Raw genomic sequence first — 24,374 nt, 5'->3', positions numbered from 1 at the left:
GGATAGACTAAAGCGCTTTTTGAAGGAAGGTGCGGGTTCTGGTTTCGACGAAATTTGGAATCTCGCCAAACACTTGGTAGCCGTGGCTCTTGTAGGCCTTGAGGGCGAGTGGGTTGAACGTATCGATCCAGGCGCCCTTGCAGCTGCGGGTGCGAGCTTCGTTTTCGGCCTTGGTCAGAAGCTTTGCCGCCATCCCCTTGCCGCGCAGGGTTTCCGGAATGAACAGCAATTGCGTGAAGAGCCAGCCCCAGGACGTGTAGCCCGAGAGGCCGCCGATGACCGTGCCGCTCTCGTCGCGGATCAGCACGGCGAGCGGTTTTCTGTCGGAGGGGCCGACTTCGCCTTCGTTGAAGGCGGTAAGGCCGCCGCTGACGATTGCTAGATCGTCTGGGCTCGGCGCGTCGGTTAGATAAAGCTCGTGGCCCATCAGCGACCCTCGCGCCACCACATCGCAGCCATTGCGAACAACAGCACCGACAGGCCGGCAAAACCGGCAAACAGCGGCAGCGTGTTGATGCCGCGCAGCACCGTCTCGTCGGTCATGCGGATGACCATGCGGTTGGGATCGCTAACGCGCACCTCGCCGCGAACGGGCAGAATGTCGGGGATGGTGATGCTATCGCCCGATGCGACGCGGGTGACGAGGCCGCGAGTCTTGTCGGCATAGGGCTGCAAGGTCGCCTCGGTGGAGATCATCGCCTTGAACTCGGGCGAGTCGACGGCGCCGACATGGACGAGCGTCTGGAAGTCGCCGTTCCTCACTTCGAACAGGCCGGTTTCATCCATGCGGCTTTCATAGCGATACTCGCCGGGGCCGGCGGGCGTCATCTGGACGGTTTCGGTGCGGCCGGACGGATAGCGGATCGTCGCGGGGCCGGGGTCGTTGCCGATCGTCTGGCGGGTGGCGGCGAGCGTACGGCCGACGGAGCGGGCGGTCAGCGCCTCTTCCTCGAGTTCCGGCTCCTTCATCAACCAGTGGGCGATGCGGCGATAGAGCGCCACATGCGGGCCGCCACCTTCAAAGCCGCGGGCCCAGAGCCAGCCCTGATCCGACAGGAGCATGGCGACGCGGCCTTCACCCTGGCGGTTGAGGACGAGGAGAGGGCGGTCGCCATCGCCTTCCATCACCGTCTGACCCTGCGGCGGGTCGACATCGATGGTGCGGAACCAGCGACCCCAGGCGGGCGGCGTCTGGTTGGAGCCTTCAAGACCGCGGGTGACCGGGTGCTTGGTGCCAACTTCCGACAGATGCGGGAAGAAGCCGGCATTGTGGACTTCGCCTGTGGGTGCGGCCGGCAGGACCTGTTCGAGCGGCGTCGCGGCAATCGAATCTTCGCCAGCATGTTCCGGGCCTGCCGCGATCAAAAGCGCGCCGCCGTTTTGCACATACTGGGAGATGTAGTCGTAATAGAGGATCGGCAGCACGCCGCGATGCTTGTAGCGATCGAAGATGATCAGATCGAAATCCTTGATCTTCTCGACGAACAGCTCTCGGGTGGGGAAGGCGATCAGCGACAGCTCGTTGATCGGCGTGCCATCCTGCTTTTCCGGCGGACGCAGGATGGTGAAATGCACGAGGTCGACGGAGGCGTCGGATTTCAGAAGGTTACGCCAGGCGCGCTCGCCGGCATGCGGTTCGCCGGAGACCAGCAGCACGCGCAGGTTCTGCCTGATACCATCGATGACATGGACGGCGCGGTTGTTGGCGGTGGTCACTTCGCCAGGCAGCTCGGCAACCGAGAACTCCATGACATTGTTGCCGCCGCGCTGGACGTTGAACGAAAACGGAGTGGTGACGCCCGGCGTTGCCTGCAGCGTTGCGATCTGCTGGCCGTTCATGCGCACGATGACTTCGGCGGGGCCGCCGCCCTGGCGACCGTCGTCGAACACGCGCAGCGTCAGTTCCTGCTCCTCACCGACGATGCCGAAGCGGGGCGCGCGCAGCACTTCGATGCGGCGATCGAATTCGTTTGGCTGGCCGGTGATCAGCCCGTGGACGGGCGCGTTGAAGCCGAGATCCTGGTTGATGCCGGGAAGATCGTGGATCTGGCCATCGGAAAGAAACACGGCGCCGCCGACACGGGCGGGCGGCACGTCCGACATGGCGGAGCGGAGTGCCGTAAACAGCTTCGTCGATGGTGTGTCGCTGTCTACATCGTCTCCGGCCTCGACGATGCGCGTCTCGATGCGGGGATAGCGGGAGAAGCGGTCGCGCAGTTCCGCCAGCGCCTGATCCGTCTGCTGCTCGCGGCCGGCCAACTCCTGGCTCTGGGAGCGGTCGACGACGATTGGCACGATGGTGGAGAGCTGCTCCCGGTCCTCCTGGTTGAGCGTCGGGTTGGCAAGCGCCATCAGGAGGGCGGCAAGCGCCAGCGTGCGAAGGGTGGCGCCACGGACGCCGCGCAACAGCGCGGTGACGGCAAGGACGAGGGCCAGAGCACCGAGGGCTGCGAGGATCGGCCAGGAAAAGAAGGGGGCGAATTCGATGGTCATCGGTTACTGCCCCAGCCGTTCGAGGAGTGCGGGCACGTGGACCTGGTCGGCTTTGTAGTTGCCGGTCAGCATATACATCATGATGTTGACGCCGGCGCGGTAGGCGTATTCGCGCTGCATGTCATCTGGTGGCACGGTCGGGAGCATGGAATTCCCCTGTTGATCGACCGCCCAGGCGCCGGCAAAATCGTTGCCGGTGATCAGAAGCGGCGTCACGCCGTCGCCGCCCGAGGAGAGCTGCGAGGTGGAGTTGCGGGCATCCTGACGGGCTTCGACCCAGAGCGGACCGCCGCGATAGCGACCGGGAAAATCCTTGAGCAGATAGAAGGTGCGGGTCAGGACGTGGTTTTCCGGTGTCGGCTCGAGCGGCGGGATATCGATGCTGGCGAGGATTTCCTGCAGCCGCAGGCCGTTGGGGCTGGAGCTGCCATCGAGTGCTGAAACCTGGTCGCGGGTGTCGAACAGAACCGTGCCGCCGTTGCGCATATAGGCGTCGATGCGTGAGATCGAGGCCTGCGATGGCATCGGCGCTGTCGCGGAGACCGGCCAGTAGATGATCGGATAGAAGGAGAGGTCGTCCTTGGCGATATCGAGGCCGACAGGGGCGCCGGGTTCGAGCGTCGTGCGGTAGCTCATGTACTGGGTGAGACCGTCGAGGCCGCGTTCGGAGATGCTGTCGACATCGCTTTCGCCGGTCTGGACATAGGCAGGGTGGGTGGTGTCTAGGCGGTCAAGGATCTGCTCGTCGCCAGGCTTTGCGCCTTCGCCGGGCTGCATTTCGCGAAACGGCTGTGACTGAGCCGACTGCGGTTGCGACGCGGCGGGCGCCGGTGGCTGCTGCGCGAGCGACGGGTTCGGGTTGAGCAGCGCCATTCCCAACGCGAAGCCGAGGATGAGGGTCGCGGCGGTGCCAGACGTCCGGGCGGAGGTTGGCTTTGAGCGTCCGGGGCGGCGGGAAAAGGCACCGTTCATGAAGAGCATTACCAGGCTATCGAGGACGAGGAGCGCGAAGGCGAGAGCAAACAGAGTCGGACGCAGGGAGAGAGCCTCGCCGCCAGCCAGTTGCTCGCGCGCCACCTGCGTTCCGCCGACCGATGGATCGAAGGGGGCAAGCACGGTCGCGGGCGCTAGAAGATTGACGGCGGAGTAGCCGTCTTCGGTGCCGTAGAGGCCCGGAGGATGATCGAAGCTCGCGACAGGCCGGGCGTTGGCGGGAATGGTGATCGGGCGGGCAGCGCCGGTCTCGGTTGTCATCACGCCGTCGGCGGTCAGCAGGCGGTAGGGCGGCAGGGCTGCGGCGGCGCCTTCGGTGCCCGGTGCTCCGGATGCGCTGCCACCGGCAGCACCGCCGACGCGGGCCATTTGAACCAGCCGGCGCAGCATCTCGACGAAATTGCCAGACAGCGGCAGGTTCGACCACGTCGCCTCGGCGCTGGTATGGAACAGCACGATGCGTCCGGCCTCGACTTCCTTTTCGGTGACGAGCGGCGTGCCGTCGGCAAGGCTTGCCCAGGTGCGCTCGGCAAGATCCGGCGTCGGTTCGGCGAGAACCTGGCGGGTCACGGTGATATCGGCTGCGCGAGGAAGACCGGCGAAGGGGCCGAAATTCGGGAAATCGGCGAGCGCCTGCGGCTCCGACCAGGACATGGCGCCGCCGAGCGCACGTTCGCCCTGGCGCAAGGTGACCGGTACCAGCGGATCGTCGGCCGGTGCTGCGGCAAGCCGTGGGCCGGCGAAGCGGACGAGCGTGCCGCCACGGGAAATCCAGCGTTGCAGCGGCTGGGAGATTTCCGGCGGCAGTCGGCCGACATCGGCCATGATGATCGCCGAGGGATTGTCCTCGAGGATCTGCGGAATGGACACCGAGAGATCGGCGGTGTTGGGCTGGATCACATCGGCATAGGGCTGCAGTGCCCGGCTGATATAGTAGAGCGGTTGCAGCAGCGGCTGGAAATCGCTTCCGCTTTCGCCGGCGATCAGCGCCACGCGGCGGCGGCGGAAACCGTCGTCGAGAAGGTGAGCGGCCCCGGCGGTTGCGATGCCTTCGACGGAAAGGCGAGCGAAATCGTTGCGCAGTTCGAACGGCGCCGAAATTTCTGTCGTCGCCGTGTTGGCGCCATCGGCAAATGCCAGAGTGCCAGCGGCAAGCGAGCGACCCTGCGGATCAAGCGCGTTGACGGTGAACTGCTGCGTGCCAGCCGTGGACAGACGGGTGGCGCTGACATTCATCGCCGTGGAATTGTTGGTGGCGCCTGTGATCGCGACGGCCGATTGTCCATCGCCCTCGATGACGCGCATGTCGCCTGCCGAGAGGCCGGCAAGGGCGGTCATCGTTTCGGCGTCAGTCGTTGCGGCGATGCCGTCGGAGACGAGCGCCAGTGTGCCGGGGCGGGTGCCGTTGAGAGCTTCCCGAAGCGCTGTCACGGCGCGAACGCGGTCGGGCACCAGAGGCCTCGGGCTTGCGGCGGCAAGCTTGTCGCGCGCTGTGGCGGCACTGCCGGGTGTTGCTTCCTGGTTCTGATCGGCCGTGAAGGCGATCGCGACCGGAAGGTCTGCACTTTCGGCATCGTCGATCAGGAGACTGGCGGTCTCAACGCGGCGTTCCCAGTCGGTCGATGTCGCCCAGCCGTTGTCGATGACGAGCGCCAGCGGGCCATCGGTGTTGAGCGAACTCGTGCGCGGGTTGATGACCGGATCGGCGATGGCGAGAATGATCGCGGCGGCGAGAAGCATGCGCAGGAGCGTCAGCCACCACGGGCTCTGGGACGGCGTTTCCTCGCGCTTCAGGACGCTTGCGAGAATGCGCAGAGGCGGGAAGACTTCCGATTTTGGTCTCGGCGGGGTCAGCCGCAGCAGCCACCAGATGGCGGGCAGGGCGATCAGGCCGAAGAGGATGGCGGGATAGGCGAAGGCGAGCGCGCTCATGACCTGTCCTCGATATTTCCGCTATCGATCCGTCTAGGCGCTGGCATGCCGGAGAGGTAGCCGTGGACGGCGACCAGCGCTTCGGAGGCGAGACGGTCGGTGCGGTGGAACACGAAACTCCAGCCGAGACGGCGCAAGCCCTCGCCAAGCGCATCGCGACGGACGAGATAGGCGCGCTGGTATTCCTCGCGGATATTTTCGGCGCGGCCGGACACGAGCTTTTCGCCGGTTTCGGGATCGGTGAATTCGGTGCGGCCGGTATAGGGGAAGGTCTCTTCGGCGGGATCGGCAACCTCGATCACATGGCCGCGCAGGCCGCGGCGTCCGAGCGGCGTGATGCGGTCCATTACCTTGTCGGCGTCATCGAGGAAATCGCCGATCAGGACGATATCGCTCTGGCCGCGGATCATCCCCGTATCCGGCAGACCAGTCGCCTGCGGTGCGTGCATGATGGCGGTCGCCAGTCGTTCGGCGGCGTTGCGGGCAGAGACCGGTTCCATGATGCCGGGGCATCCGATCCGCTCGCCCGAGCGGGCAAGGATTTCGGCGAGCGCCAGCATGATGACCAGCGCGCGGCTTTCCTTCGATACCGATCCGAATGTCGACTTGTACATCATCGACGGCGACATGTCGGCCCAGAGCCAGATCGTGTGCGCGGCTTCCCATTCCCGGTCTCGGACATAGGTATGATCGTCGCGGGCGGAACGGCGCCAGTCGATGCGCGACAGGCTTTCGCCCTCCGCATAGGGCCGGAACTGCCAGAAATTCTCACCCATGCCGCGCTTGCGGCGGCCGTGCCAGCCGGCAATTACCGTGTTGGCAATGCGCTTGGCCTCGACCATGCAATCGGGCACCAGCATGGCGCGCTGCTGGGCGCGATGAAGGACATCGCTGCTGGCGGTTTGATCGACGATCTGGCCGATGGATGCCACGGAGGTTCCTTTCTAGCCTGAACCGGCGATCTTCAGCCGCGGGCCTGTTTGACCAGGCCGGCAATGACATCGCGCACCGACATGCCTTCGGCGCGGGCGGCGAATGTCAGCGCCATGCGATGCTGCAGGACCGGTTCGGCAAGCGCGTAGATATCGTCGAGCGACGGTGCCAGGCGGCCTTCGTAAAGTGCGCGGGCGCGGGCCGTCAGCATCAGCGACTGGCCGGCACGTGGGCCTGGACCCCAGGCGACATGCTTGTCGGTCGAAGCGTTGCCGTGGCCCGGTCGGGCAGAGCGGACGAGCGACAGGATCGCATCGACCACCTTGTCGGAGACAGGCATCTGGCGGATCAGCGCCTGGATGTCCTTCAGCCGCGTCGCGTCGATTACGCTGCGCGCCTTGGCTTCGGCGCTGCCTGTCGTGTCGAGCAGGATCTGACGCTCGGCGGCGAGCTCCGGGTAGAGAACGTCCACCTGCAGCAGGAACCGGTCGAGCTGCGCTTCGGGAAGCGGATAGGTGCCTTCCTGTTCCAGCGGGTTCTGCGTGGCAAGGACGTGGAATGGTGCCGGCAGGTCATAGCGCTGGCCGGCCACGGTGATGTGATATTCCTGCATGGCCTGCAGCAACGCCGACTGGGTGCGGGGCGAGGCGCGGTTGATTTCGTCGGCCATCAGCAGCTGTCCGAACACAGGTCCCTTGACGAAGCGGAAGGAGCGGCGGCCGGTCTCATCGGTATCCATCACTTCCGAGCCGAGGATGTCCGATGGCATCAGGTCGGGGGTGAACTGGATGCGGTTCGACTCCAGACCCAGGACGGTGCCGAGCGTCGAGACGAGTTTGGTCTTGGCGAGACCGGGAACACCGACCAGCAGCGCGTGGCCGCCCGAGAGGACCGCGAGCATGGTGTTTTCGACGACACGCTCCTGGCCGAAGATGACCTTGGCGACTTCCTCGCGGATGGCGGCGATATCGGCAAGTGCCTTTTCGGCCGAGGCGATGATGGCTTTCTCGTCGAGGACTGTTTGCGTAGAATTCATCATGCCCATGTCGTTCACCATCACCCTTGATTGGTATCCAGATCCAGCAGGCTTCGCCGAACCAACTTGTCCGACCGTGAATCGCTGCGTCGCAGCAGTCACCTTAGACCTTGAAACTTATTCCGCCAAATAAGGCTGACAAGCACGCGATGAATGACTATCTCGTGAGAACATTCACCTTGGCTGATGCTTAAGGTCGAACCGGGACTGAAAAATGGCAGTAGAACCAATTAATAAGGCGGCCGATGCCGCTGGTCTCGCGGCAATGATCGCCCATGCGTCGGAGCAGGCGAGTGGTGGCCCGAGGGGCGAAATGCCCGGCCTGCCGCCGGTCGAGCGGTGGAACCCGCCGTTCTGCGGCGATCTCGACATGGAAATCCGTGCCGACGGGACCTGGTTCTATCTGGGCACGCCGATCGGCCGGGCGCCGCTGGTCCGGCTGTTTTCGACCGTGCTGCGCAAGGACGAGGACGGCCGAACCTATCTCGTTACGCCTGTGGAAAAGGTTGCGATTCGTGTCGTCGATGCGCCGTTCGTGGCGGTGGAGATGCAAACGAGCCTACGAGACGGCCAGCAGGTGCTGACGTTTCGTACCGGTGTCGGCGATGTGGTGGAGGCCGGCAGCGACCATCCGATCCGGTTTGCGATCGCCGGCGAGGGGCAGGAGCTGAAGCCTTACCTGCACGTCCGCGGACGGCTCGAGGCGCTGGTTTCGCGGGCGGTGATGTATGATCTCGTGGCGCTTGGCGAGACGATCGAGATCGATGGCGTCGCGATGTTCGCGGTTCGATCGGGCGACGCGGTGTTTCCGGTCATGCCTGCCGCCGAGCTGGAATTGTTGTCCCGATGAGCATTCCCGGTTTCTTTTCAGCGGCAGAGTTTCGCCGCCGTTCGCTTTCCCAGAAGGGCGGACCGATTGAGGATGCGTGGCGCGATCACGGCGATCACGTGCTTAACCCGGCCTGGGTGAACGCGACCATTCAATCCAAGCTGAAGGATGCCGCCGTGCTGGTGCCCGTCATCGACGATGCCGATGGCGCCAAGGTGATCCTGACGCAGCGGACGGTAAAGCTGCGCAAGCATTCCGGCCAGATCGCGTTTCCGGGTGGTGCGATCGATCCCGCAGACGGATCGCCTGAGGTGGCGGCGCTGCGCGAGGCGGAGGAGGAGATCGGTCTTGACCGGCGCTTCGTCGAGCCCTTGGCCAGGCTTCCCGATTATTACGCGGCTACCGGCTTTCGCATCACGCCGGTGCTGGCTGTTGTGAGCCGCGGTTTCGAGCTGACCCTCAATCCGGACGAGGTGGACTCGGCTTTCGAAGTGCCCTTGTCGTTTCTGATGGACGAGGCGAACCACCAGCGCGGGACCCGCGACTGGAATGGCGCGACCCGGCACTTCTACGTCATGCCCTATGAGGACCGGGAAATCTGGGGCATTACCGCCGGAATTTTACGTACGTTGTATGAAAGGCTTTACGCATGACCTCCATTGCTACCCCCTCGGTTGCCGGTGAGGCATGGTTCAACGATGCCGCTCTGCAGCGGCTTCTAGCGCTTCTGAACGCCGATGGCGGCGAGGCGCGGGTGGCGGGTGGCGCGGTGCGGAACGCGCTGATGGGGCTCGCCGTTGCCGACATCGATGTGGCGACGACGCTTCTGCCGCAGGATGTGGTCGAGCGGGCAGAGGCTGCCGGCATGAAGGCTGTGCCGACCGGGATCGAGCATGGGACGGTGACGCTGGTGATCGACGGCACGCCGTTCGAGGTGACGACGCTTCGCCGCGACATCGAGACGGACGGACGCCATGCCAAGGTTTCGTTCGGCACCGACTGGCAGGCCGATGCGGAACGGCGCGACCTCACCATCAATGCACTCTACGCGGATGCGTCGGGCGCTGTGGTCGATCTCGTCAAGGGATTGCAGGACATCGAGAGCCGGACGATCCGGTTTATCGGCGACGCTTCGCAGCGGATTGCCGAGGATCATCTGCGCATTCTCCGGTTCTTCCGGTTTTTCGCCTATTACGGATCCGGCCGGCCGGATGCCGACGGATTGCGGGCATCGGCACGCGCCAAGGACAGGCTTTCGACGCTTTCTGGCGAGCGGGTCTGGGGCGAGACGAAGAAACTGCTGTCCGCCCCCGATCCGTCGCGCGCACTTTTGTGGATGCGGCAGGCTGGCGTGCTGACGGAAATCCTGCCGGAAACCGAAAAATGGGGCATCGACGGCATTCATCCGTTGGTCGCTGCGGAAGCAGCACTCGGCTGGACGCCGGATCCGCTGCTGCGGCTTGCGGCGATCGTGCCGCCCGATGCGGAACGGCTTACGGCGATGGCAAAGCGGCTGCGGTTTTCGAATGCCGATGCGGCGAAGCTGGCCGTCTGGGCGTCCGCACCCGCCATTCCCGACGAGGTGACGGATGTCGGCTTCGATCGTCTGCTCTACCGAAATGGCGTGGCCGGCATGGTTGCACGCGTCAAGCTGGCGCTGTCGTCGGCCAGAGCAGCGGCCGAGGGCGATCCAATGGCGATGCGCAAGTCGGCAAGGCTGTCGGTTCTTCTGAAGCGGGCCGAGGGCTACGTCAAGCCGGTCTTTCCGATCGCGGGCGCCGACGTTCTCTCGGCAGGTGTGCCTGCCGGCAAGAGGGTCGGTGAGATCCTGAAGCAGATCGAGGACTTCTGGGTGGAGCGTAACTTCAACCCCGACCGGGCAGCGCTGGCCGCCCGGCTGGACGAGATCGTGAAGCAGAGCTCCTGATCAATCCTCCTATTCGGAGATTGCCCAGGAGTGGAATACGGATGCCCGCTCCGCGGGAATCATCATGTGAGCGGCATTGGCCGCACCGGTTTCCGCCGACTTACCGGCAAGCTGCCGCTTCACTTGCTCGACACAGAAAGCGTGGGGCAGTTCGCCACCGCTTCTGGCTCGCATTTCGACGGCCAGACGCTCGACCAATTCGGGCGTCTTCATCAACTTCGAAACGGGGTATGGACTTGGTTTTGTCAGGCTGTTTGATGGGGTCATGGCTGTTCTCCCGTGCAACCAGACCGCACGCTAGCACCGAACACACCGATTCGAACATCGAATTTTTCGCAGATGACAACTACCAGTGGCCTTACAGTCATCAATTTCTTGAGAGCAGACTGCCCGGGCGTGCCAAAATGATCAGGGCCAGCGGACTGCCGGTGGCATCGAGGATAGAATCGATTCCACATTGCCGCCTGTCTTCAGGCCGAAAATGGTACCGCGGTCGTAGAGAAGGTTGAACTCCACGTAGCGGCCGCGACGGATCAGTTGCTCGTCGCGGTTCTCTTCGGTCCAGGGCCGGTTGAAATTGCCGCGGACGATTTTCGGGTAGAGGAGGTTGAAGGCGCGGCCGACATCCTGCGTGAAGGCGAAATCGGCATCCCAGCCGCCTTTTTCCGCATCCGAGTGGAGCCAGTCGAAAAAGATGCCGCCGACGCCGCGGGGCTCGTTGCGATGCTTCAGGAAGAAATAGTCTTCGCACCATGCCTTGTAGCGCGGGTAATCGGCGACGGCGTGGCGATTGCACGTGATTTCCATGACCCGGTGGAAAAGCTGGGTATCGGGGTCTTCCTGGCTGCGCCGGATGTCGAGGACCGGCGTCAGGTCGGCGCCGCCACCGAACCACTGGCTGGTGGTGACGACCATGCGGGTGTTCATGTGCACTGCCGGCACATTGGGATTGACCGGATGGGCGATGAGCGAAATGCCCGACGCCCAGAATGCGGGGTCTTCGTCGGCGCCGGGGATCTGCTTGCGGAATTCTTCGGAAAACTCGCCGTGGACGGTGGACGTGTGGACGCCGACCTTCTCGAAGACGCGGCCTTCCATCATCGACATCGTGCCGCCGCCGCCTTCGCCCTCGTTGCGAAGCCAGTTCTTCGGGGTAAAGCGGCCGGGCGGCTGATCGGAGAGCGGGCCGGTCAGCTCGTCTTCCAAAGCCTCGAAGGAAGCACAGATCGTGTCACGGAGGCTTTCGAACCAGGCTCGCGCGGCTGCCTTCTTCTCTTCGAGATTTTCGGGCAGTTCCTTGGGCAATGCCGGCCGTTCCATGGTCTTTTCCTTTTCCGCTATGCCTTTGATCTGATTCCGTATCCTCGCCGGCGGCACTTAGCATCTCAGACTTGCGCCGGCCATTCCCAAGCGCGTGAGGCCGCCCGTTTTAAGCCAGGAAAACAGACTCGCAATGCGTGTGAGACCATATTATCTTGATGTCACCAGGTGCCGATAAGAGGGTTTGATGGCGAAATTCACACCCCCGCCACTCGACGGGCTGAAGCGCAGAATTCACCGCCACCGGCAGGAACAGGCCGGCGGACCGGGCAGTATGTTCGTGCGCGAGACATTTCTGATGACCCGCGAGGATGCCCGCGAAAAAGCGCGGCAATGGTTCGACGAATTTCCGAAGGCTGCCTACTGGACCGAAGTGGAAAGCTGGCGCCAGCTGGAGGGCGACCGCATCGAGTTCACCATGCGGAGACTTCCGACGGCGGACTAAGGAAGTCCCTCAGGCGCCGGGTTCGGCGAGGCGAAGGCGGCTTTCGATCAGTGCGCCGCTGTCATCGAGGATCGGATGCGCAACCGACACGATGTGCGCATTGATGCGTTTGAGGTCACGTAGCATGTCGAGATGCAGCGAGCTGGTCTGCAGGCTTTCCAGTCGTCCGTCGCGCAACCGCTCCAGATGCTTTTCGGCGGACCGCTTTTCGAGCCGGCGGACTTCCACCTTGATTTCCATCAACTGCCGCGCCAGCGCCAGATCGCCCGTCTGGAAGATCGTCTGGGCGGTTCTCAGGTTGTCCACAGTCAGGCTGAGCAGCACCTGCAATTCATCGAAGCCGTCGTCCGAGAACTTGAGGCCGTGCGCAATCTTCTTGCGGACCTGTTCGGCGATGCCCTTTTCGATGATGTCGCCGATATGTTCGAGGTTGATAGCGTAATCGATGATGGCGATGGAGCGGCGGGCGTTCTCCGCATCGAGACCGGTGCGGCCCAGTTCCGACAGGTAGAGCTTCACATCCTGATGAAGGTGATCGACCCGTGACTCGAGCCCGGCGATGTCTGCAAGCGGGGCGATATCGTTACGTTTGAAGGCATTTTCGGTGCGGATCAGCATGCGCTCGATAGTGTCGCCGACGCCGAGCACTTCGCGCGTCGCATTGGCGAGCGCCATCACCGGGTTGTCGAGCGCGTCCTGATCGAGGAAGCGGGGGCCGTCGTCTCGCTGCGGATCATCAGGGACGAGGCGAGCTGCAAGGCGGGAGACTTGGGCTGAGAACGGGAATACGACCAGCGCAAGCAGGATGTTGAAGGCGAGGTGTGCATCGACCGGGAGCTTTTCCGGCGACAGCGGCAGGGCTTGAACGGCATCGGCGACAGGGCCCGCGAGCGGCAACGCGATGGCGCAACCGATGCCGCGGGTTACAAGGTTGCCGAGCGTGATGCGTCTTGCAGCAGCCGGCGCAGAAAGAGTGGCGACGACGGGCGGAATGGCGCCACCGAGATTTGCGCCGAGGATGAGCACGATTACCAGGCCGGCGGAGACATTTCCGGTCGAGGCGAGCGAGAGGATCAGCACCACGACCGCCAGGCTGGACGACGAAACGAAAGCCAGAACCGCCGACAGGATCAGCGCCACCGGCCACGCGTCATCGAGCAGGCCGATAAAGGCCGCGAGCGCCGGCGACTGGCGCATCGGTTCGGTGGCGAGCCCAAGCAGATGCAGCGACAGCAGCATCAGGCCGACGCCTATCATGGCCGTGCCGCCGCCTTTGCGGGCTGGCGATGCACCGCGAAGCATGACCAGACCGATGAGGATGAGAAGGGGCGACAGCCACTCGATGCCGGTCGCGACCAGCCAAGCGGTAACGGCGGTGCCGACATTGGCGCCGAGGAGCACGATCTGCGCCATGCGTGGACGCACCATGCCGCGTTCGGCAAACGAAGCGAGCGTCAGTGCGGTCGCGGTCGAACTTTGCAGGGCGATCGTGGCGACAAGGCCGGAGACGAAGGAGCGCAGGCTGCTGCTGGTGCCGCGGGCTAGACCCGTCTTGAGGCGTGTCCCGAAGGCGCGGGTGACGCCATCCTTGACCTGCGCAAGGCCAAACAGAAGCAGGGCCACGGCGCCGAAAAGATTGATGATCACGATGGTGGATTGCATATCGGATTGTCTTCGCCCGGGGACGGTTCCTATCGAATGAAGTGCGATAATGAATTGCCGGCTAACGAATATAGGCCGATTACGCCGATGTGCAAATCACTGTTCGCGACAGTTTTTTACGCGTTTTGGCGTGGGGGCAAAAGGACATCAGGCAGCGTCTTCGGTGGCCTGCTCTTTCGCCGGGACCGGCATGAGTTCAAGACCCAAAGCCTTCATCACCTTCAGAATTGTGGTAAATTCCGGATTGCCTTCGCCGCTCAAAGCCTTGTAGAGCGCCGCCCGGCTCATGCCGGTTTTGCGGGCAAGCTTGCTCATGTTTCGGGCCTTGGCGACGGTTCCGAGGCATTTGGCGATGAAGGCCGGATCGCCTTCCTCGAAGGCTGCGACCATGAATTCGTGGATTCCTTCTTCGGTATCCACATATTCCGAAGGATCGAATAGACGGGTCTCGAGGGGCATGGCTAATCTCTCCACTCATTTGCGAGTCGCTTTGCCTCGGCAATATCGCGCTGCTGACTGCTTTTGTCGCCACCGCACAGAAGGACGACAACGGTGTCTCCGCGCTTTATGAAATAGAGCCGGTAGCCAAGGCCATGATCGACACGCATTTCTCCGCATCATAGAGTAAACTCAGGCGTGTAAAAGATGCGAAATGCGCGTGAGGTTTATGAGGCGAAACCCGTCTGCCTGAGCGCCTCTCCTGATATCATTGCGGCCGACATGGCGACGTTGATGGAGCGTTGTCCTTCGCGCATCGGGATCAGTATGCGGGCATCCGCCGTTTCGTGGACGAGGTCCGGAACGCCGGCGCTCTCGCGGCCGAACAGCAGGATGTCGCCGGGCTGAAACTGGAAGTCCACGTAAGCTTGGGCGGCCTTTGTGGAGGCGAGGACCAGCCGCCGGTTTTCGGATCTCCGCCAGTCGTCGAACTGCTGCCAGTTGACGTGGCGGGTAAGTTCGACGTTTGCCAGGTAATCCATTCCTGAGCGTTTCAGGTTGCGATCGGAAATATCGAAGCCCGCCGGTTCGATGATATCGACGCCGAGGCCGAGGCAGGCGGCGAGCCTCAGGATCGTGCCGGTATTGCCGGGAATGTCGGGCTGGTAGAGGGCGATGCGCAGCTTTGTCATGGTTTTCCTTAAGCCGAGCCGCCGTTCCGGCTCAAGCGGTTCTGCGCGGTTTCGATCGGATTGCTGCGGATTTGGGACTTTTCAAAATGGCAATCAACGGGTAAAAGGGCATCGATCTTTAACGCCAGCCTATGGAGGCCTACATGGATATGACCGTGCTTACGCGCCTCCGCCCCCCGGTATTTGTCCGACAGGCTTAGGCGTCCGCGGTTTCACGCAGTCCTTTTCCACCTTTGTATTTTGCGCGGCCGATATTCGGCTTCGCTCACCACATAATTGACCGGTCCGCCGTCGGCGCGTTTGCGTTGCTTAAAGCGGATCCGATTGACGGAGCTATCCATGTTTTCCTGGTTCGAACGGCAGGTTCACCCCTATCCCGAGGAGACCCCAAGCCTGCCGCCTACTGGCCTCATTGCCTTTCTGTGGCACTATACCAAGCCGGTCTGGCCGTGGGTGCTGATCATGTCTGTTTGCACGATGTTCATCGCGCTCGGCGAAGTGATGCTGTTCCAGTTTCTGGGCAATATCGTCGACTGGCTGACACATGCCGAGCGTTCGACCTTCCTTGCGAACGAGGGAATGACGCTGGTCGCCATGGCGCTGATGGTGCTTGTCGGGCTACCGCTCGTCGCCGGCCTCAATTCGCTGATCATGCACCAGATCCTGATGGGCAATTTTCCGATGATCGCCCGCTGGCAGATGCACCGGTTCCTGCTCAACCACTCGATGACATTCTTTGCCAACGAGTTTGCCGGTCGCGTCTCGACCAAAGTCATGCAGACGTCGCTGGCGATCCGCGAAGTTGTCATGAAGGTGCTCGACGTCTTCGTCTACGTCGCGACCTATTTCATCTCGATGGTGGCGGTGGTTGCGGTCGCGGATATCCGGCTTGCGGTGCCGCTGGTGGTCTGGATCGCCTTCTATTCGGCGACCGTCGCCTACTACGTCCCCAAGCTTCGGAAGATCTCAGCAGCGCAGGCGGATGCGCGGTCGATGATGACCGGGCGTGTGGTCGACAGCTACACCAACATTGCAACGGTGAAGCTGTTTTCGCATGCGGGGCGCGAAGAAGACTATGCCAAGGATGCGATGGACGTGTTCCTTAAGACCGTGCATGGCCAGATGCGCAAGGTGACCGCGTTCCAGGTGCTGGTCTATTTCTACAACTGCGCGGCACTGTTTGCCGTCGCGACGTTGTCGATCTGGTTCTGGCTGGACAGCGCGATCTCGATCGGCGCCATTGCCATCGCGATCGGCCTTGCAATGCGCATCAACGGCATGTCGCAGTGGATCATGTGGGAAGTCTCGGCGCTGTTCGAGAATATCGGCACGGTCTATGACGGCATGTCGATGATGACCAAGCCGCATGACGTCACCGATGTCGAGGATGCGTCGAAGCTTTCGGCGGCGAAAGGCCATATCGTCTACGACGACGTGCGCTTCCATTACGGCAAGGCAGCGGGCGTCATCGACGGGCTGACGCTGGATATCAAGGCGGGCGAGAAGGTTGGCCTGGTCGGGCGCTCCGGTGCCGGCAAGACGACTCTGATGAACCTGCTCCTGCGGTTCTACGATCTGGAAAGCGGGCGGATCACCATCGACGGGCAGGACATTGCCGGTGTGACGCAGGACAGTTTGCGGTCCTTGGTCGGCGTGGTGACACAGGACACGTCGCTGCTGCATCGCTCGATCCGCGACAATATCGCCTATGGCCGGCCGGACGCGACCGATGCCGAGATCATTGAGGCGACCAAGCGGGCCAATGCCTGGGACTTCGTGGAAAGCCTTGTCGATCTTCAGGGGCGCAAGGGGCTCGACGCGCATGTGGGCGAACGGGGCGTAAAGCTTTCGGGTGGCCAGCGTCAGCGGATCGCGATCGCCCGCGTGTTCCTGAAAGATGCGCCGATCCTGGTGCTGGACGAGGCGACCTCGGCGCTGGATTCGGAAGTCGAAGCGGCAATCCAGGAAAACCTGTTTGCCCTGATGCAGGGCAAGACGGTCATCGCCATCGCGCATCGGCTGTCGACACTCACGGAGATGGACCGGGTGATCGTGCTCGACCGGGGCGCCATCGTCGAGACCGGCACGCATCGCGAACTGGCGGATCAGGGCGGCATCTATGCGGACCTCTGGAACCGTCAGTCCGGCGGCTTCATCGGGCATGAGGACGAGGGCCAGGCTGCCGAGTAAACCGTTGTCGGAAGAGGCTCACGGTCGCCGGGGAAACCGGCGGCCGACAACGGTCGTCACGCGTCCGATGGGCGCTGGACGCTTCCGATCGGCGGGAGGGCGCGACGCCAACGATTCATAACTTGTTGCGCATGTTCCGAGCCACCCCGGGATGGTCGCTCACGCTCTCGGCGGCTCCCTAGGGAACGACGCCGCGGCCAGCGAAACATTCAACAATGTCAGGTATTTGCGACGACGCTAATATTTTTTTATGGCCGAGACGCAGTAAGTTTTTCTTTATCTAAAGCTGTCAAGTCTCGAGGGATTAAACTCCCTCTCATTTCGGCTCCGGTCCCAGATGTTCAGCAAGATAAAGATCAAGTTTCTTCTGCCCGCTCTCTTCGGCATCACCGTTCTTCTGGTGATCCTTCAGGGCGCACTCGCCATGCGCTCCGTCAACCAGCTCGATGCTCAGACGTCCAATATCAGCCGTCGCATGGAACGCTCGGTGATGACCTCCAATATGGACAGGATCCTGTCCGATATCCGGCGTCTTTATTTGATGGCGCTTTCGGCCAGCAATGCCGCTGACCAGAAGCAGTGGCTCGATCAGATCCGCGCCAAGACGCAGGAGCGTGCCGAGGCTTTCAAGACATTCGCCGACACGGCCAGCCTCGATGTGACCAAGGACAAGATCGAAAAGCTCGAGGCGATCGTTGCCGATTACGACAAGCTGGGAGCTCAGTTCGTCAGCCTGCTGGGGGCCTCGCGCGTCTATGAGGCCAAGGCCGTCATCGCGCAGATGGTGCCCAAAGGCGGCGAGGCCGGCGATGTGATGCTGGACATGATCAACGACAACCGGCTGCACAGCCTCGAATACGGCAAGGTCGCAGATAGCGCCGCACGGTTTGCAGCCATCTCGACGATTGTCGTCGTCGTCTTCGCAACACTTCTCGCGCTTGCTGCAGGGCTTTTGTCCTACTTCCGCGTTGCGCGCCCGATTGCCGACATTACCGGTTCGATGAACACGCTTGCCTCCGGTAATGCGCAGGTTGCGATCCCTTACGCGGGGCGGAAGGATGAAATCGGCGAGATGGCAGCAGCCGTCTCCGTGTTCCGCAACAACGCCCTGGAGCGCGAGCGCCTGGAGCGGGAAACCGAGGCCAACCGTTCGATGAGCGAGAGCGAGCGGATTGCTCGCGAGGAGCAGAAGGCGCATGAGGCGGCCGAGGTTTCGTTTGCCGTCGATAGTCTTGCCAACGGTCTGAACTCCCTCTCGCACGGCGATATGACCTTCCGCATCGGACAGCCGTTCGCCGGACAGCTCGATCAGCTCCGCGTCAACTTCAACGCCTCGATGGACAATCTGCAGACTGTCCTTCGGTCGGTCGGTGACAATGCCCGGATGATCGATGCCGGTGCCAACGAGATACGCTCAGCCGCAGACGATCTGTCGAAGCGTACCGAGCAGCAGGCGGCATCGGTCGAAGAGACCGCTGCGGCGCTCGAGGAGGTAACGACGGCCGTCAAGGATTCGGCAGCCCGTGCCGGAGAAGCCGGCAAGCTCGTCGAGCACACCCGCGACGGTGCCGAAAAGTCCGGCGATATCGTTCGCCAGGCCGTCGTTGCGATGGAAGCGATCGAAAAGTCGTCCGGCGAGATCGGCAACATCATCGGCGTGATCGACGACATTGCGTTCCAGACCAATCTTCTGGCGCTGAACGCCGGTGTCGAGGCAGCCAGGGCCGGCGAGGCCGGCAAAGGCTTTGCGGTCGTTGCCCAGGAAGTCCGCGAACTTGCCCAGCGGTCCGCGAAAGCGGCGCGCGAGATCAAGGTTCTGATCGGTGCTTCGGGCGAAAAGGTGCGTGACGGCGTTGCGCTGGTCGGCCAGACAGGGGCTGCCTTGCAATCGATCGTGACCGAAGTGCAGCAGATTAACACCAACGTCGCCTCGATCGTCGTGTCTTCGCGTGAGCAGTCGACGGGTCTGTCGGAGATCAGCACCTCGGTCAATCATATGGACCAGGGCACCCAGCAGAACGCGGCGATGGTAGAGCAGACGACGGCTGCCAGCCACAGCCTTGCCGCGCAGGCTGCATCGCTGATCGAGCTTTTGGCACAGTTCAAGCTGGAAGAGGGACGCAGTGCCGTCCGCTCGGCCACGCCTGCATCGCGACCGGCACAGTCACCCGTGCGTGCAATGGGCAACCGGATTGCCTCGGCATTCGGCGGAGGTCAGGCTGCGGCCAAGCAGGAATGGTCGGAGTTCTGATCCTCTGCCAAAATGATGAGTTCTGGAAACGGCTGCTTCGGCGGCCGTTTTCGTTTTGAAGCCCGCCTTATGAAAAGGGGGCGATTGCGGAATTATCCGGCGACAGCCGCATCCCAGCCTTTGCCCCTTTCGAAATCCGCCTATATCCTGCGGCATGATCATTCGTCTCTTCCGCGCCTTCGAAAATTATGTTCAGCCGTTTGCGCGCAAGGACGATCTGCGTCCGCCCGAAGACGTGTTCGCCTTTATCTGGTTCTACATCTCGCAGGCCAAGGCGCCGTTCTTCGGGATGCTTATTCTGGGTGGTCTGACGGCGGCGATCGAGGCGGCGCTGTTCTGGTTCGTCGGGCGGCTCGTGGATATCCTGTCGACGATCAAGCCGGGTGACGGCTGGACGGTGCTGCTCGACCAACATGGCGGCGAGCTGTTGGGCATGCTGGTGCTGATCGGTGTCGTGCGCTTCCTGGTGACGATGTCGACCGCGCTGATCGACCAGCAGATCATTACGCCCGGGTTCTACAACCTGATGCGCTGGCAGTCCTACATGCATGTGGCGCGGCAATCGCTGTCGTTTTTCCAGAACGACTTTTCCGGCCGGATCGTCACCAAGGTCTGGTCGGGCGGGCAGGCGGCGGGCGATCTCGTCACCTCGCTGATGGAAAGCGTCTGGTTCGTCACGATCTACTCGGTCTCCATGCTCGTCCTGGTCGGCGGGCTGGACCTGCGGCTCGGGGTACTCGTCTGCGTCTGGGTGCTGGTATTCGGATTTCTGGCCCGCTATTTCGTGCCGCGCATCCGCTATCACTCGCGCGAGACGGCGGAGGCCGCCTCCATGCTCAACGGCCGCATGGTCGACGCCTACAGCAACATCCAGACGCTGAAACTGTTCGGGCGCGACGAGGCCAATGACCGCTACATGCGGCAGGGCTTTGAGACCTATCAGACCACGCTCATCCACTTTACCCGTTTCATCACCGGCGTCCGGGCGTCGATGGCGCTGCTGTCGGGCATCATGATCAGCAGCATGGCGGCGCTGTCGATCCATCTGTGGCTGTCCGGGCTGATCAGTTCCGGCGCGGTCGCCTTTACCTTGGCGCTGGTACTGCGGCTCAATTTCCTGCTTGGCCGTCTGATGACCCAGTTCAACGGCATCATGCGCAATTTCGGCACCGTCCAGAATGCGGCCGAGCTGATCTCAAAGCCGATCGGGCTCGTGGACGTGCCCGGCGCGACGGAGCTTAAGGTGGAGCAGCCGGAGATTCGGTTTGAAAATATCCGGTTTCACTACGGCAAGGGCGAGGGCGTGATCGACAACCTGTCGCTCTCCATCCGGGCGGGAGAGAAGATCGGGATCGTCGGACGATCCGGTGCGGGCAAGTCGACGCTCGTCAACCTGCTGCTGCGCTTCTACGATCTGGAGGGCGGGCGCATCCTCATCGACGGGCAGGACATTGCGACGGTGAGCCAGGAGTCGCTGCGTGCCAATCTCGGCATGGTGACGCAGGACACGTCGCTGCTGCATCGCTCGCTTCGCGACAACATCCTGTTCGGGAGACCCGATGCGACCGACGCACAGCTTCTCGATGCGGCCAAGAAGGCCGAGGCAGACGGGTTTATTCAGACGCTGACCGACCAGCGCGGCCGCCGCGGGTTCGATGCGCATGTGGGCGAGCGCGGCGTGAAACTGTCGGGCGGACAGCGACAGCGGGTGGCGATTGCCCGGGTGATGCTGAAGGACGCGCCAATCCTGGTGCTGGACGAGGCAACATCGGCGCTCGATTCGGAAGTGGAAGCGGCGATCCAGTCCAATCTGGAGCGGCTGATGCAGGGCAAGACCGTGCTCGCGATCGCGCACCGGCTTTCGACGATCGCGACGCTCGACCGGCTGATCGTGATGGACAAGGGCGCCATCATCGAGCAGGGGACCCATAACGAGCTGATTGCGGCGGGCGGTCTCTACGCGGACCTTTGGTCGCGCCAGTCTGGCGGGTTTCTGGGGATCGAAGACGAAGGCGACGTGGTCAAGGTCCGGTAATCGCGATGTCGGCGATCAGCCCGGCGTGGTTGGAGCCGTAGGTGTTCGGCATGCGGGTGAGCGACTTTATCTTGAGCGGGGCACGCACATAGACGTGGTCGATCGCCAGACCCAGCATCCGCGCCCGGACTGGCCAGGTGGGCGGCTCGAAGGCTGCTGTCTTCAGACCCGTCGAGTTCAGAAACATCCGCATGTTGGGTGGCAGGCTTGAGGCGTTGAAATCGCCTGACAGAACCAGCGGGCCATCGGTGGCGGTGATGGCGAGAGCTGCATTCATGAGTTCCATCGTGTGGAAGTTGTCGAAATACGGCTTCGTCGTATGGATGCCGACGACATGGACCTTGCGCCCGGAAACCGTGACCTCGCCCATGATAAAGCGATTGTCGAAGATATTGCTCAGGCTTCGAACCGAAGCGCTTTCGATCGGGGTTTTTGAAAACATCATCTGGTCGCACTCTTCCATGAGCACGCCGCAGCCGACGCGGTAGGGATAGACCGTGGCGATCTGCGTCAGATGTTCGTAAAGCGATTCGCCTTCCATGATGTTCACCACATCGGCGCCCGATGACAGGATGGCGCGGGTGATGCCCTCGGCATTTTCGTAGTTTTCGGAGAGGATGTTGAAGGACATCAGCCGGAAGGTCGGTGCGCTCTGATCGGCAGGCGTGACCTCCGCCGCAATTTCGCGCGCCATCCACAGAGGGTGCGCGGTCAAAAGCAGCGCGACCAGAAGCAGGGCATAGCTTGCGAGGTTGCGGTGGATAAGAAGCGCGACCGCCATGGCGACGACGCAGGCCGCGGCCGCATGAAATTGCAGGCTGTGCAGCGTTGCGAGGATCCAGTGAGGCCGCAGATAGCGTGTCAAGATCGCGAGAAGGACCAGCGACACGATGACGCAGATGGCGACCGATAACGTCTTTCTCATTCAGGATTTCCGAGCCGGCTGCCATGAAGCTTTCTGCCGCCTAGCATGCCGTTCCGCCACTGGCAACGCAACAGGCCCGGCCAGGGGCAAGGAAGGGCAGGCGATCTGGGGTTGTGGCCGCTTCGCCACGCCCGCGCGTCCCGGGGTGGGGCAGTTCGATCCAATGCGGCGCATATCCGGCAATACAGGGGGACGGTCCGCATCCTGGCCAGAATGTGGCGGGCAGGCACTTGCCAAGTTGGGACTTTATCTGCGATCAAGCACATGAGGCGCTATTTGCTGGGATTCCCAAGGCATGAGTGTGTCGGGGGAGCCGCGCGGAGGAGCGATGCGGATTTATCCGCTGGAGCGTGAGAGGATGACTGACCGTGAGCGAGCACGATACGCATAGTGCACGCGTGGAGCCCCATTCGGGTGAACCCACGCGGCGCGATTTCCTATATTTGACTACCGGCATGGCTGGCGCCGTGGGCGTCGCGGCTGTTGCCTGGCCGTTCATCGACCAGATGCGGCCTGATGCATCGACGCTTGCGCTCGCATCGATCGAAGTGAATGTCGCAGCTCTTGAGCCGGGTATGTCGCTCACCGTCAAATGGCGGGGCAAGCCGGTGTTCATCCGCAACCGGACGCCGAAGGAACTCGAAGAGGCCAACAAGGTTGAGCTTGCCGCGCTCAAGGATCCGGTGGCGCGCAATGCCAACTTGCCGGCCGATGCGCAAGCATCCGGCGTCGATCGTTCTGCCGGCGCCGGCAAGGAAAACTGGATCGTGATGATCGGCTCCTGCACCCATCTGGGTTGCGTGCCGCTCGGTCAGTCCGGGGACTTCGGCGGGTGGTTCTGTCCGTGTCATGGGTCGCACTACGATACGGCAGGCCGTATCCGTAAGGGACCTGCTCCGCAAAACCTGGCCATCCCGACGTTCGCATTTGCGTCGGATACCGTGATCCGGATCGGGTGAGGGGAGCATTCTCATGAGCGATCATTCGTCCTACCAGCCATCCACCGGCATTGAAAAATGGGTCGACCAGCGGCTGCCGCTGCCGCGTCTGATCCATGACAGTTTCATCTCGTTTCCGGTGCCGAGAAACCTCAACTACGCCTATACGTTCGGCGCCATGCTTGCGGTCATGCTGATCGTACAGATCCTGACCGGCGTCGTGCTGGCCATGCATTACACCGCATCGACGGTCGACGCGTTCGACTCGGTCGAGAAGATCATGCGCGACGTCAACCATGGTTGGCTGCTGCGCTACATGCATGCCAACGGCGCGTCGTTCTTCTTTATCGCCGTCTACCTGCATATCGGACGCGGTCTCTACTACGGCTCCTACAAGGCGCCGCGCGAAATCCTCTGGATCCTCGGCGTCGTCATCTATCTCCTGATGATGGCGACCGGCTTCATGGGCTACGTTCTGCCCTGGGGACAGATGTCGTTCTGGGGTGCCACCGTCATCACCGGCTTCTTCTCGGCCTTCCCGCTGGTGGGTGAATGGATACAGCAGTTCCTGCTCGGCGGCTTTGCCGTCGACCAGCCGACGCTCAACCGCTTCTTCTCGCTGCATTACCTGCTGCCGTTCATGATTGCGGGCGTCGTCGTCCTGCATATCTGGGCACTGCATGTGACCGGCCAGACCAATCCGACCGGCGTCGAGATCAAGACGAAGACCGATACGGTGCCGTTTACGCCTTATGCGACGCTCAAGGATGCGCTCGGCGTTTCGGTGTTCCTGATCGTCTACGCCTGGTTCATCTTCTACATGCCGAACTATCTCGGCCATCCGGACAACTACATCCCGGCTGATGCCCTGAAGACCCCGGCACATATCGTGCCCGAATGGTACTACCTGCCATTCTACGCGATGCTGCGCGCGATCACCTTCAACTTCCTGTTTATCGACTCGAAGCTCGGCGGCGTGCTGGTGATGTTCGGTGCGATCATCATCCTGTTCTTCGTGCCATGGCTCGATACGTCGAAGGTGCGCTCGGCCGTGTACCGGCCCTGGTACAAGACGTTCTACTGGATCTTCGTCGTCAACGCGATCCTGCTCGGCTGGCTCGGATCACAGCCGGCGGAAGGCATTTTCGTCGTGCTGTCGCAGATCGGGACGGCCTACTATTTCGGCTTCTTCCTCGTGATCATGCCGCTGCTCGGCCTGTTCGAGACACCACGCCGCATTCCGAATTCGATCACGGAAGCGGTGCTGGAGAAACAGGGCAGAACAGCCAATGCCGGCGTCGCGGCCGCTCAGGCAAATGCCTGAGCGCAGGCGGG

General features: G+C 62.5%; 21 protein-coding genes. 9 read left to right on the top strand and 12 right to left on the bottom strand.

Features of this window, described 5'->3' with window-relative positions; genetic code table 11:
- Positions 1 to 7: 7 nt before the first annotated feature.
- The 5 genes from ACQY1K_RS11370 to ACQY1K_RS11350 are packed head-to-tail and all read right to left on the bottom strand — an operon-like array spanning position 8 to position 7,396.
- Positions 8 to 427: a GNAT family N-acetyltransferase gene (locus tag ACQY1K_RS11370; RefSeq protein WP_430257396.1), complete on the bottom strand. Its 420-nt coding sequence runs from the start codon at positions 425 to 427 to the stop codon at positions 8 to 10.
- Complete coding sequence (locus tag ACQY1K_RS11365) at positions 427 to 2,493, bottom strand: hypothetical protein (RefSeq protein ID WP_430257395.1); 2,067 nt, start codon at positions 2,491 to 2,493, stop codon at positions 427 to 429. The genes ACQY1K_RS11370 and ACQY1K_RS11365 overlap by 1 nt, the downstream gene beginning before the upstream one ends.
- A 3-nt stretch (positions 2,494 to 2,496) precedes the next feature.
- Positions 2,497 to 5,418 carry a DUF4159 domain-containing protein gene (locus ACQY1K_RS11360; RefSeq protein ID WP_430257394.1) on the bottom strand — a complete coding sequence of 974 codons (2,922 nt, stop codon included), beginning with the start codon at positions 5,416 to 5,418 and terminating at the stop codon, positions 2,497 to 2,499.
- Complete coding sequence (locus ACQY1K_RS11355; RefSeq protein WP_430257393.1) at positions 5,415 to 6,350, bottom strand: DUF58 domain-containing protein; 936 nt, start codon at positions 6,348 to 6,350, stop codon at positions 5,415 to 5,417. Before ACQY1K_RS11355 ends, ACQY1K_RS11360 begins: the two co-directional genes overlap by 4 nt.
- A gap of 32 nt (positions 6,351 to 6,382) precedes the next feature.
- Positions 6,383 to 7,396, bottom strand: a complete 1,014-nt coding sequence (locus ACQY1K_RS11350) for an AAA family ATPase (RefSeq protein WP_430257392.1) — start codon at positions 7,394 to 7,396, stop codon at positions 6,383 to 6,385.
- 205 nt (positions 7,397 to 7,601) lie between these two features.
- Between ACQY1K_RS11350 and ACQY1K_RS11345 the strand changes: the two genes are divergently transcribed.
- Genes ACQY1K_RS11345 through ACQY1K_RS11335 form a run of 3 tightly spaced genes read left to right on the top strand, consistent with a single transcriptional unit; the run spans position 7,602 to position 10,143 of the window.
- Positions 7,602 to 8,237, top strand: coding sequence for a DUF1285 domain-containing protein (locus ACQY1K_RS11345; RefSeq protein ID WP_430257391.1), 636 nt, complete (start codon positions 7,602 to 7,604; stop codon positions 8,235 to 8,237).
- Positions 8,234 to 8,869: a CoA pyrophosphatase gene (locus tag ACQY1K_RS11340; RefSeq protein WP_430257390.1), complete on the top strand. Its 636-nt coding sequence runs from the start codon at positions 8,234 to 8,236 to the stop codon at positions 8,867 to 8,869. Before ACQY1K_RS11345 ends, ACQY1K_RS11340 begins: the two co-directional genes overlap by 4 nt.
- Positions 8,866 to 10,143, top strand: coding sequence for a CCA tRNA nucleotidyltransferase (locus tag ACQY1K_RS11335; protein ID WP_430257389.1), 1,278 nt, complete (start codon positions 8,866 to 8,868; stop codon positions 10,141 to 10,143). The genes ACQY1K_RS11340 and ACQY1K_RS11335 overlap by 4 nt, the downstream gene beginning before the upstream one ends.
- 9 nt (positions 10,144 to 10,152) lie before the next feature.
- On the opposite strand, the gene ACQY1K_RS11330 is transcribed toward ACQY1K_RS11335, so the two are convergent.
- Complete coding sequence (locus tag ACQY1K_RS11330) at positions 10,153 to 10,410, bottom strand: hypothetical protein (RefSeq protein ID WP_430257388.1); 258 nt, start codon at positions 10,408 to 10,410, stop codon at positions 10,153 to 10,155.
- Positions 10,411 to 10,551: 141 nt separating this feature from the next.
- Positions 10,552 to 11,463, bottom strand: a complete 912-nt coding sequence (gene hemF / locus ACQY1K_RS11325) for an oxygen-dependent coproporphyrinogen oxidase (RefSeq protein ID WP_430257387.1) — start codon at positions 11,461 to 11,463, stop codon at positions 10,552 to 10,554.
- Positions 11,464 to 11,650: 187 nt separating this feature from the next.
- Between hemF and ACQY1K_RS11320 the strand changes: the two genes are divergently transcribed.
- Complete coding sequence (locus ACQY1K_RS11320) at positions 11,651 to 11,908, top strand: hypothetical protein (protein ID WP_062455715.1); 258 nt, start codon at positions 11,651 to 11,653, stop codon at positions 11,906 to 11,908.
- Positions 11,909 to 11,917: 9 nt separating this feature from the next.
- Here the strand turns inward: ACQY1K_RS11320 and ACQY1K_RS11315 are convergent, their stop codons facing one another.
- The 4 genes from ACQY1K_RS11315 to ACQY1K_RS11300 form a co-directional block, all read right to left on the bottom strand.
- Complete coding sequence (locus tag ACQY1K_RS11315) at positions 11,918 to 13,570, bottom strand: Na/Pi cotransporter family protein (protein WP_062582924.1); 1,653 nt, start codon at positions 13,568 to 13,570, stop codon at positions 11,918 to 11,920.
- A 147-nt stretch (positions 13,571 to 13,717) separates the two neighbouring features.
- Positions 13,718 to 14,029 carry an addiction module antidote protein gene (locus tag ACQY1K_RS11310; RefSeq protein WP_430257386.1) on the bottom strand — a complete coding sequence of 104 codons (312 nt, stop codon included), beginning with the start codon at positions 14,027 to 14,029 and terminating at the stop codon, positions 13,718 to 13,720.
- A gap of 2 nt (positions 14,030 to 14,031) precedes the next feature.
- Positions 14,032 to 14,178, bottom strand: a complete 147-nt coding sequence (locus ACQY1K_RS11305) for a type II toxin-antitoxin system RelE/ParE family toxin (protein ID WP_174196420.1) — start codon at positions 14,176 to 14,178, stop codon at positions 14,032 to 14,034.
- Between the two features lie 57 nt (positions 14,179 to 14,235).
- Positions 14,236 to 14,700, bottom strand: a complete 465-nt coding sequence (locus ACQY1K_RS11300; RefSeq protein ID WP_430257385.1) for a tRNA (cytidine(34)-2'-O)-methyltransferase — start codon at positions 14,698 to 14,700, stop codon at positions 14,236 to 14,238.
- A 339-nt stretch (positions 14,701 to 15,039) separates the two neighbouring features.
- Here ACQY1K_RS11300 and ACQY1K_RS11295 point away from each other — a divergent pair, with 339 nt between their 5' ends.
- From ACQY1K_RS11295 to ACQY1K_RS11285, 3 genes are all read left to right on the top strand, one after another.
- The gene (locus ACQY1K_RS11295) at positions 15,040 to 16,890 is read left to right on the top strand and encodes an ABC transporter ATP-binding protein (protein WP_430257384.1); all 1,851 of its coding nucleotides are present in this window, start codon (positions 15,040 to 15,042) and stop codon (positions 16,888 to 16,890) included.
- A 337-nt stretch (positions 16,891 to 17,227) separates the two neighbouring features.
- Complete coding sequence (locus tag ACQY1K_RS11290) at positions 17,228 to 19,141, top strand: HAMP domain-containing methyl-accepting chemotaxis protein (RefSeq protein WP_092660351.1); 1,914 nt, start codon at positions 17,228 to 17,230, stop codon at positions 19,139 to 19,141.
- A gap of 154 nt (positions 19,142 to 19,295) precedes the next feature.
- On the top strand, positions 19,296 to 21,176 hold the full coding sequence (locus tag ACQY1K_RS11285; RefSeq protein WP_192077212.1) for an ABC transporter ATP-binding protein: 1,881 nt from the start codon (positions 19,296 to 19,298) through the stop codon (positions 21,174 to 21,176).
- Here ACQY1K_RS11285 and ACQY1K_RS11280 read toward each other — a convergent pair.
- Complete coding sequence (locus tag ACQY1K_RS11280) at positions 21,163 to 22,101, bottom strand: endonuclease/exonuclease/phosphatase family protein (protein WP_430257383.1); 939 nt, start codon at positions 22,099 to 22,101, stop codon at positions 21,163 to 21,165. The genes ACQY1K_RS11285 and ACQY1K_RS11280 overlap by 14 nt on opposite strands.
- 368 nt (positions 22,102 to 22,469) lie before the next feature.
- Between ACQY1K_RS11280 and petA the strand changes: the two genes are divergently transcribed.
- Positions 22,470 to 23,060 (top strand): ubiquinol-cytochrome c reductase iron-sulfur subunit, encoded by a 591-nt coding sequence (petA, locus tag ACQY1K_RS11275; protein ID WP_062455741.1) that lies wholly within the window; start codon positions 22,470 to 22,472, stop codon positions 23,058 to 23,060.
- Positions 23,061 to 23,073: 13 nt separating this feature from the next.
- Complete coding sequence (locus tag ACQY1K_RS11270; RefSeq protein ID WP_430257382.1) at positions 23,074 to 24,363, top strand: cytochrome b; 1,290 nt, start codon at positions 23,074 to 23,076, stop codon at positions 24,361 to 24,363.
- Positions 24,364 to 24,374 lie beyond the last annotated feature (11 nt).

This window comes from Neorhizobium sp. IRS_2294 (assembly GCF_050500145.1).
Lineage (GTDB): Bacteria > Pseudomonadota > Alphaproteobacteria > Rhizobiales > Rhizobiaceae > Neorhizobium > Neorhizobium soli.
This window is presented reverse-complemented; position numbering and strand designations above follow the sequence as displayed.

Excerpts from the sequence above, each read along its gene's own strand:
- ACQY1K_RS11320 (WP_062455715.1), top strand. The coding sequence starts at position 11,651 with ATGGCGAAATTCACACCCCCGCCACTCGACGGGCTGAAGCGCAGAATT.
- ACQY1K_RS11340 (WP_430257390.1), top strand. The coding sequence starts at position 8,234 with ATGAGCATTCCCGGTTTCTTTTCAGCGGCAGAGTTTCGCCGCCGTTCG.
- ACQY1K_RS11310 (WP_430257386.1), bottom strand. The coding sequence starts at position 14,029 with ATGCCCCTCGAGACCCGTCTATTCGATCCTTCGGAATATGTGGATACC.
- ACQY1K_RS11295 (WP_430257384.1), top strand. The coding sequence starts at position 15,040 with ATGTTTTCCTGGTTCGAACGGCAGGTTCACCCCTATCCCGAGGAGACC.
- hemF (WP_430257387.1), bottom strand. The coding sequence starts at position 11,463 with ATGGAACGGCCGGCATTGCCCAAGGAACTGCCCGAAAATCTCGAAGAG.
- ACQY1K_RS11360 (WP_430257394.1), bottom strand. The coding sequence starts at position 5,418 with ATGAGCGCGCTCGCCTTCGCCTATCCCGCCATCCTCTTCGGCCTGATC.
- ACQY1K_RS11280 (WP_430257383.1), bottom strand. The coding sequence starts at position 22,101 with ATGAGAAAGACGTTATCGGTCGCCATCTGCGTCATCGTGTCGCTGGTC.
- ACQY1K_RS11305 (WP_174196420.1), bottom strand. The coding sequence starts at position 14,178 with ATGCGTGTCGATCATGGCCTTGGCTACCGGCTCTATTTCATAAAGCGC.
- ACQY1K_RS11285 (WP_192077212.1), top strand. The coding sequence starts at position 19,296 with ATGATCATTCGTCTCTTCCGCGCCTTCGAAAATTATGTTCAGCCGTTT.
- ACQY1K_RS11315 (WP_062582924.1), bottom strand. The coding sequence starts at position 13,570 with ATGCAATCCACCATCGTGATCATCAATCTTTTCGGCGCCGTGGCCCTG.
- ACQY1K_RS11300 (WP_430257385.1), bottom strand. The coding sequence starts at position 14,700 with ATGACAAAGCTGCGCATCGCCCTCTACCAGCCCGACATTCCCGGCAAT.
- ACQY1K_RS11290 (WP_092660351.1), top strand. The coding sequence starts at position 17,228 with ATGTTCAGCAAGATAAAGATCAAGTTTCTTCTGCCCGCTCTCTTCGGC.
- ACQY1K_RS11370 (WP_430257396.1), bottom strand. The coding sequence starts at position 427 with ATGGGCCACGAGCTTTATCTAACCGACGCGCCGAGCCCAGACGATCTA.
- ACQY1K_RS11350 (WP_430257392.1), bottom strand. The coding sequence starts at position 7,396 with ATGGGCATGATGAATTCTACGCAAACAGTCCTCGACGAGAAAGCCATC.
- ACQY1K_RS11330 (WP_430257388.1), bottom strand. The coding sequence starts at position 10,410 with ATGACCCCATCAAACAGCCTGACAAAACCAAGTCCATACCCCGTTTCG.
- ACQY1K_RS11335 (WP_430257389.1), top strand. The coding sequence starts at position 8,866 with ATGACCTCCATTGCTACCCCCTCGGTTGCCGGTGAGGCATGGTTCAAC.
- ACQY1K_RS11365 (WP_430257395.1), bottom strand. The coding sequence starts at position 2,493 with ATGACCATCGAATTCGCCCCCTTCTTTTCCTGGCCGATCCTCGCAGCC.
- ACQY1K_RS11270 (WP_430257382.1), top strand. The coding sequence starts at position 23,074 with ATGAGCGATCATTCGTCCTACCAGCCATCCACCGGCATTGAAAAATGG.
- ACQY1K_RS11345 (WP_430257391.1), top strand. The coding sequence starts at position 7,602 with ATGGCAGTAGAACCAATTAATAAGGCGGCCGATGCCGCTGGTCTCGCG.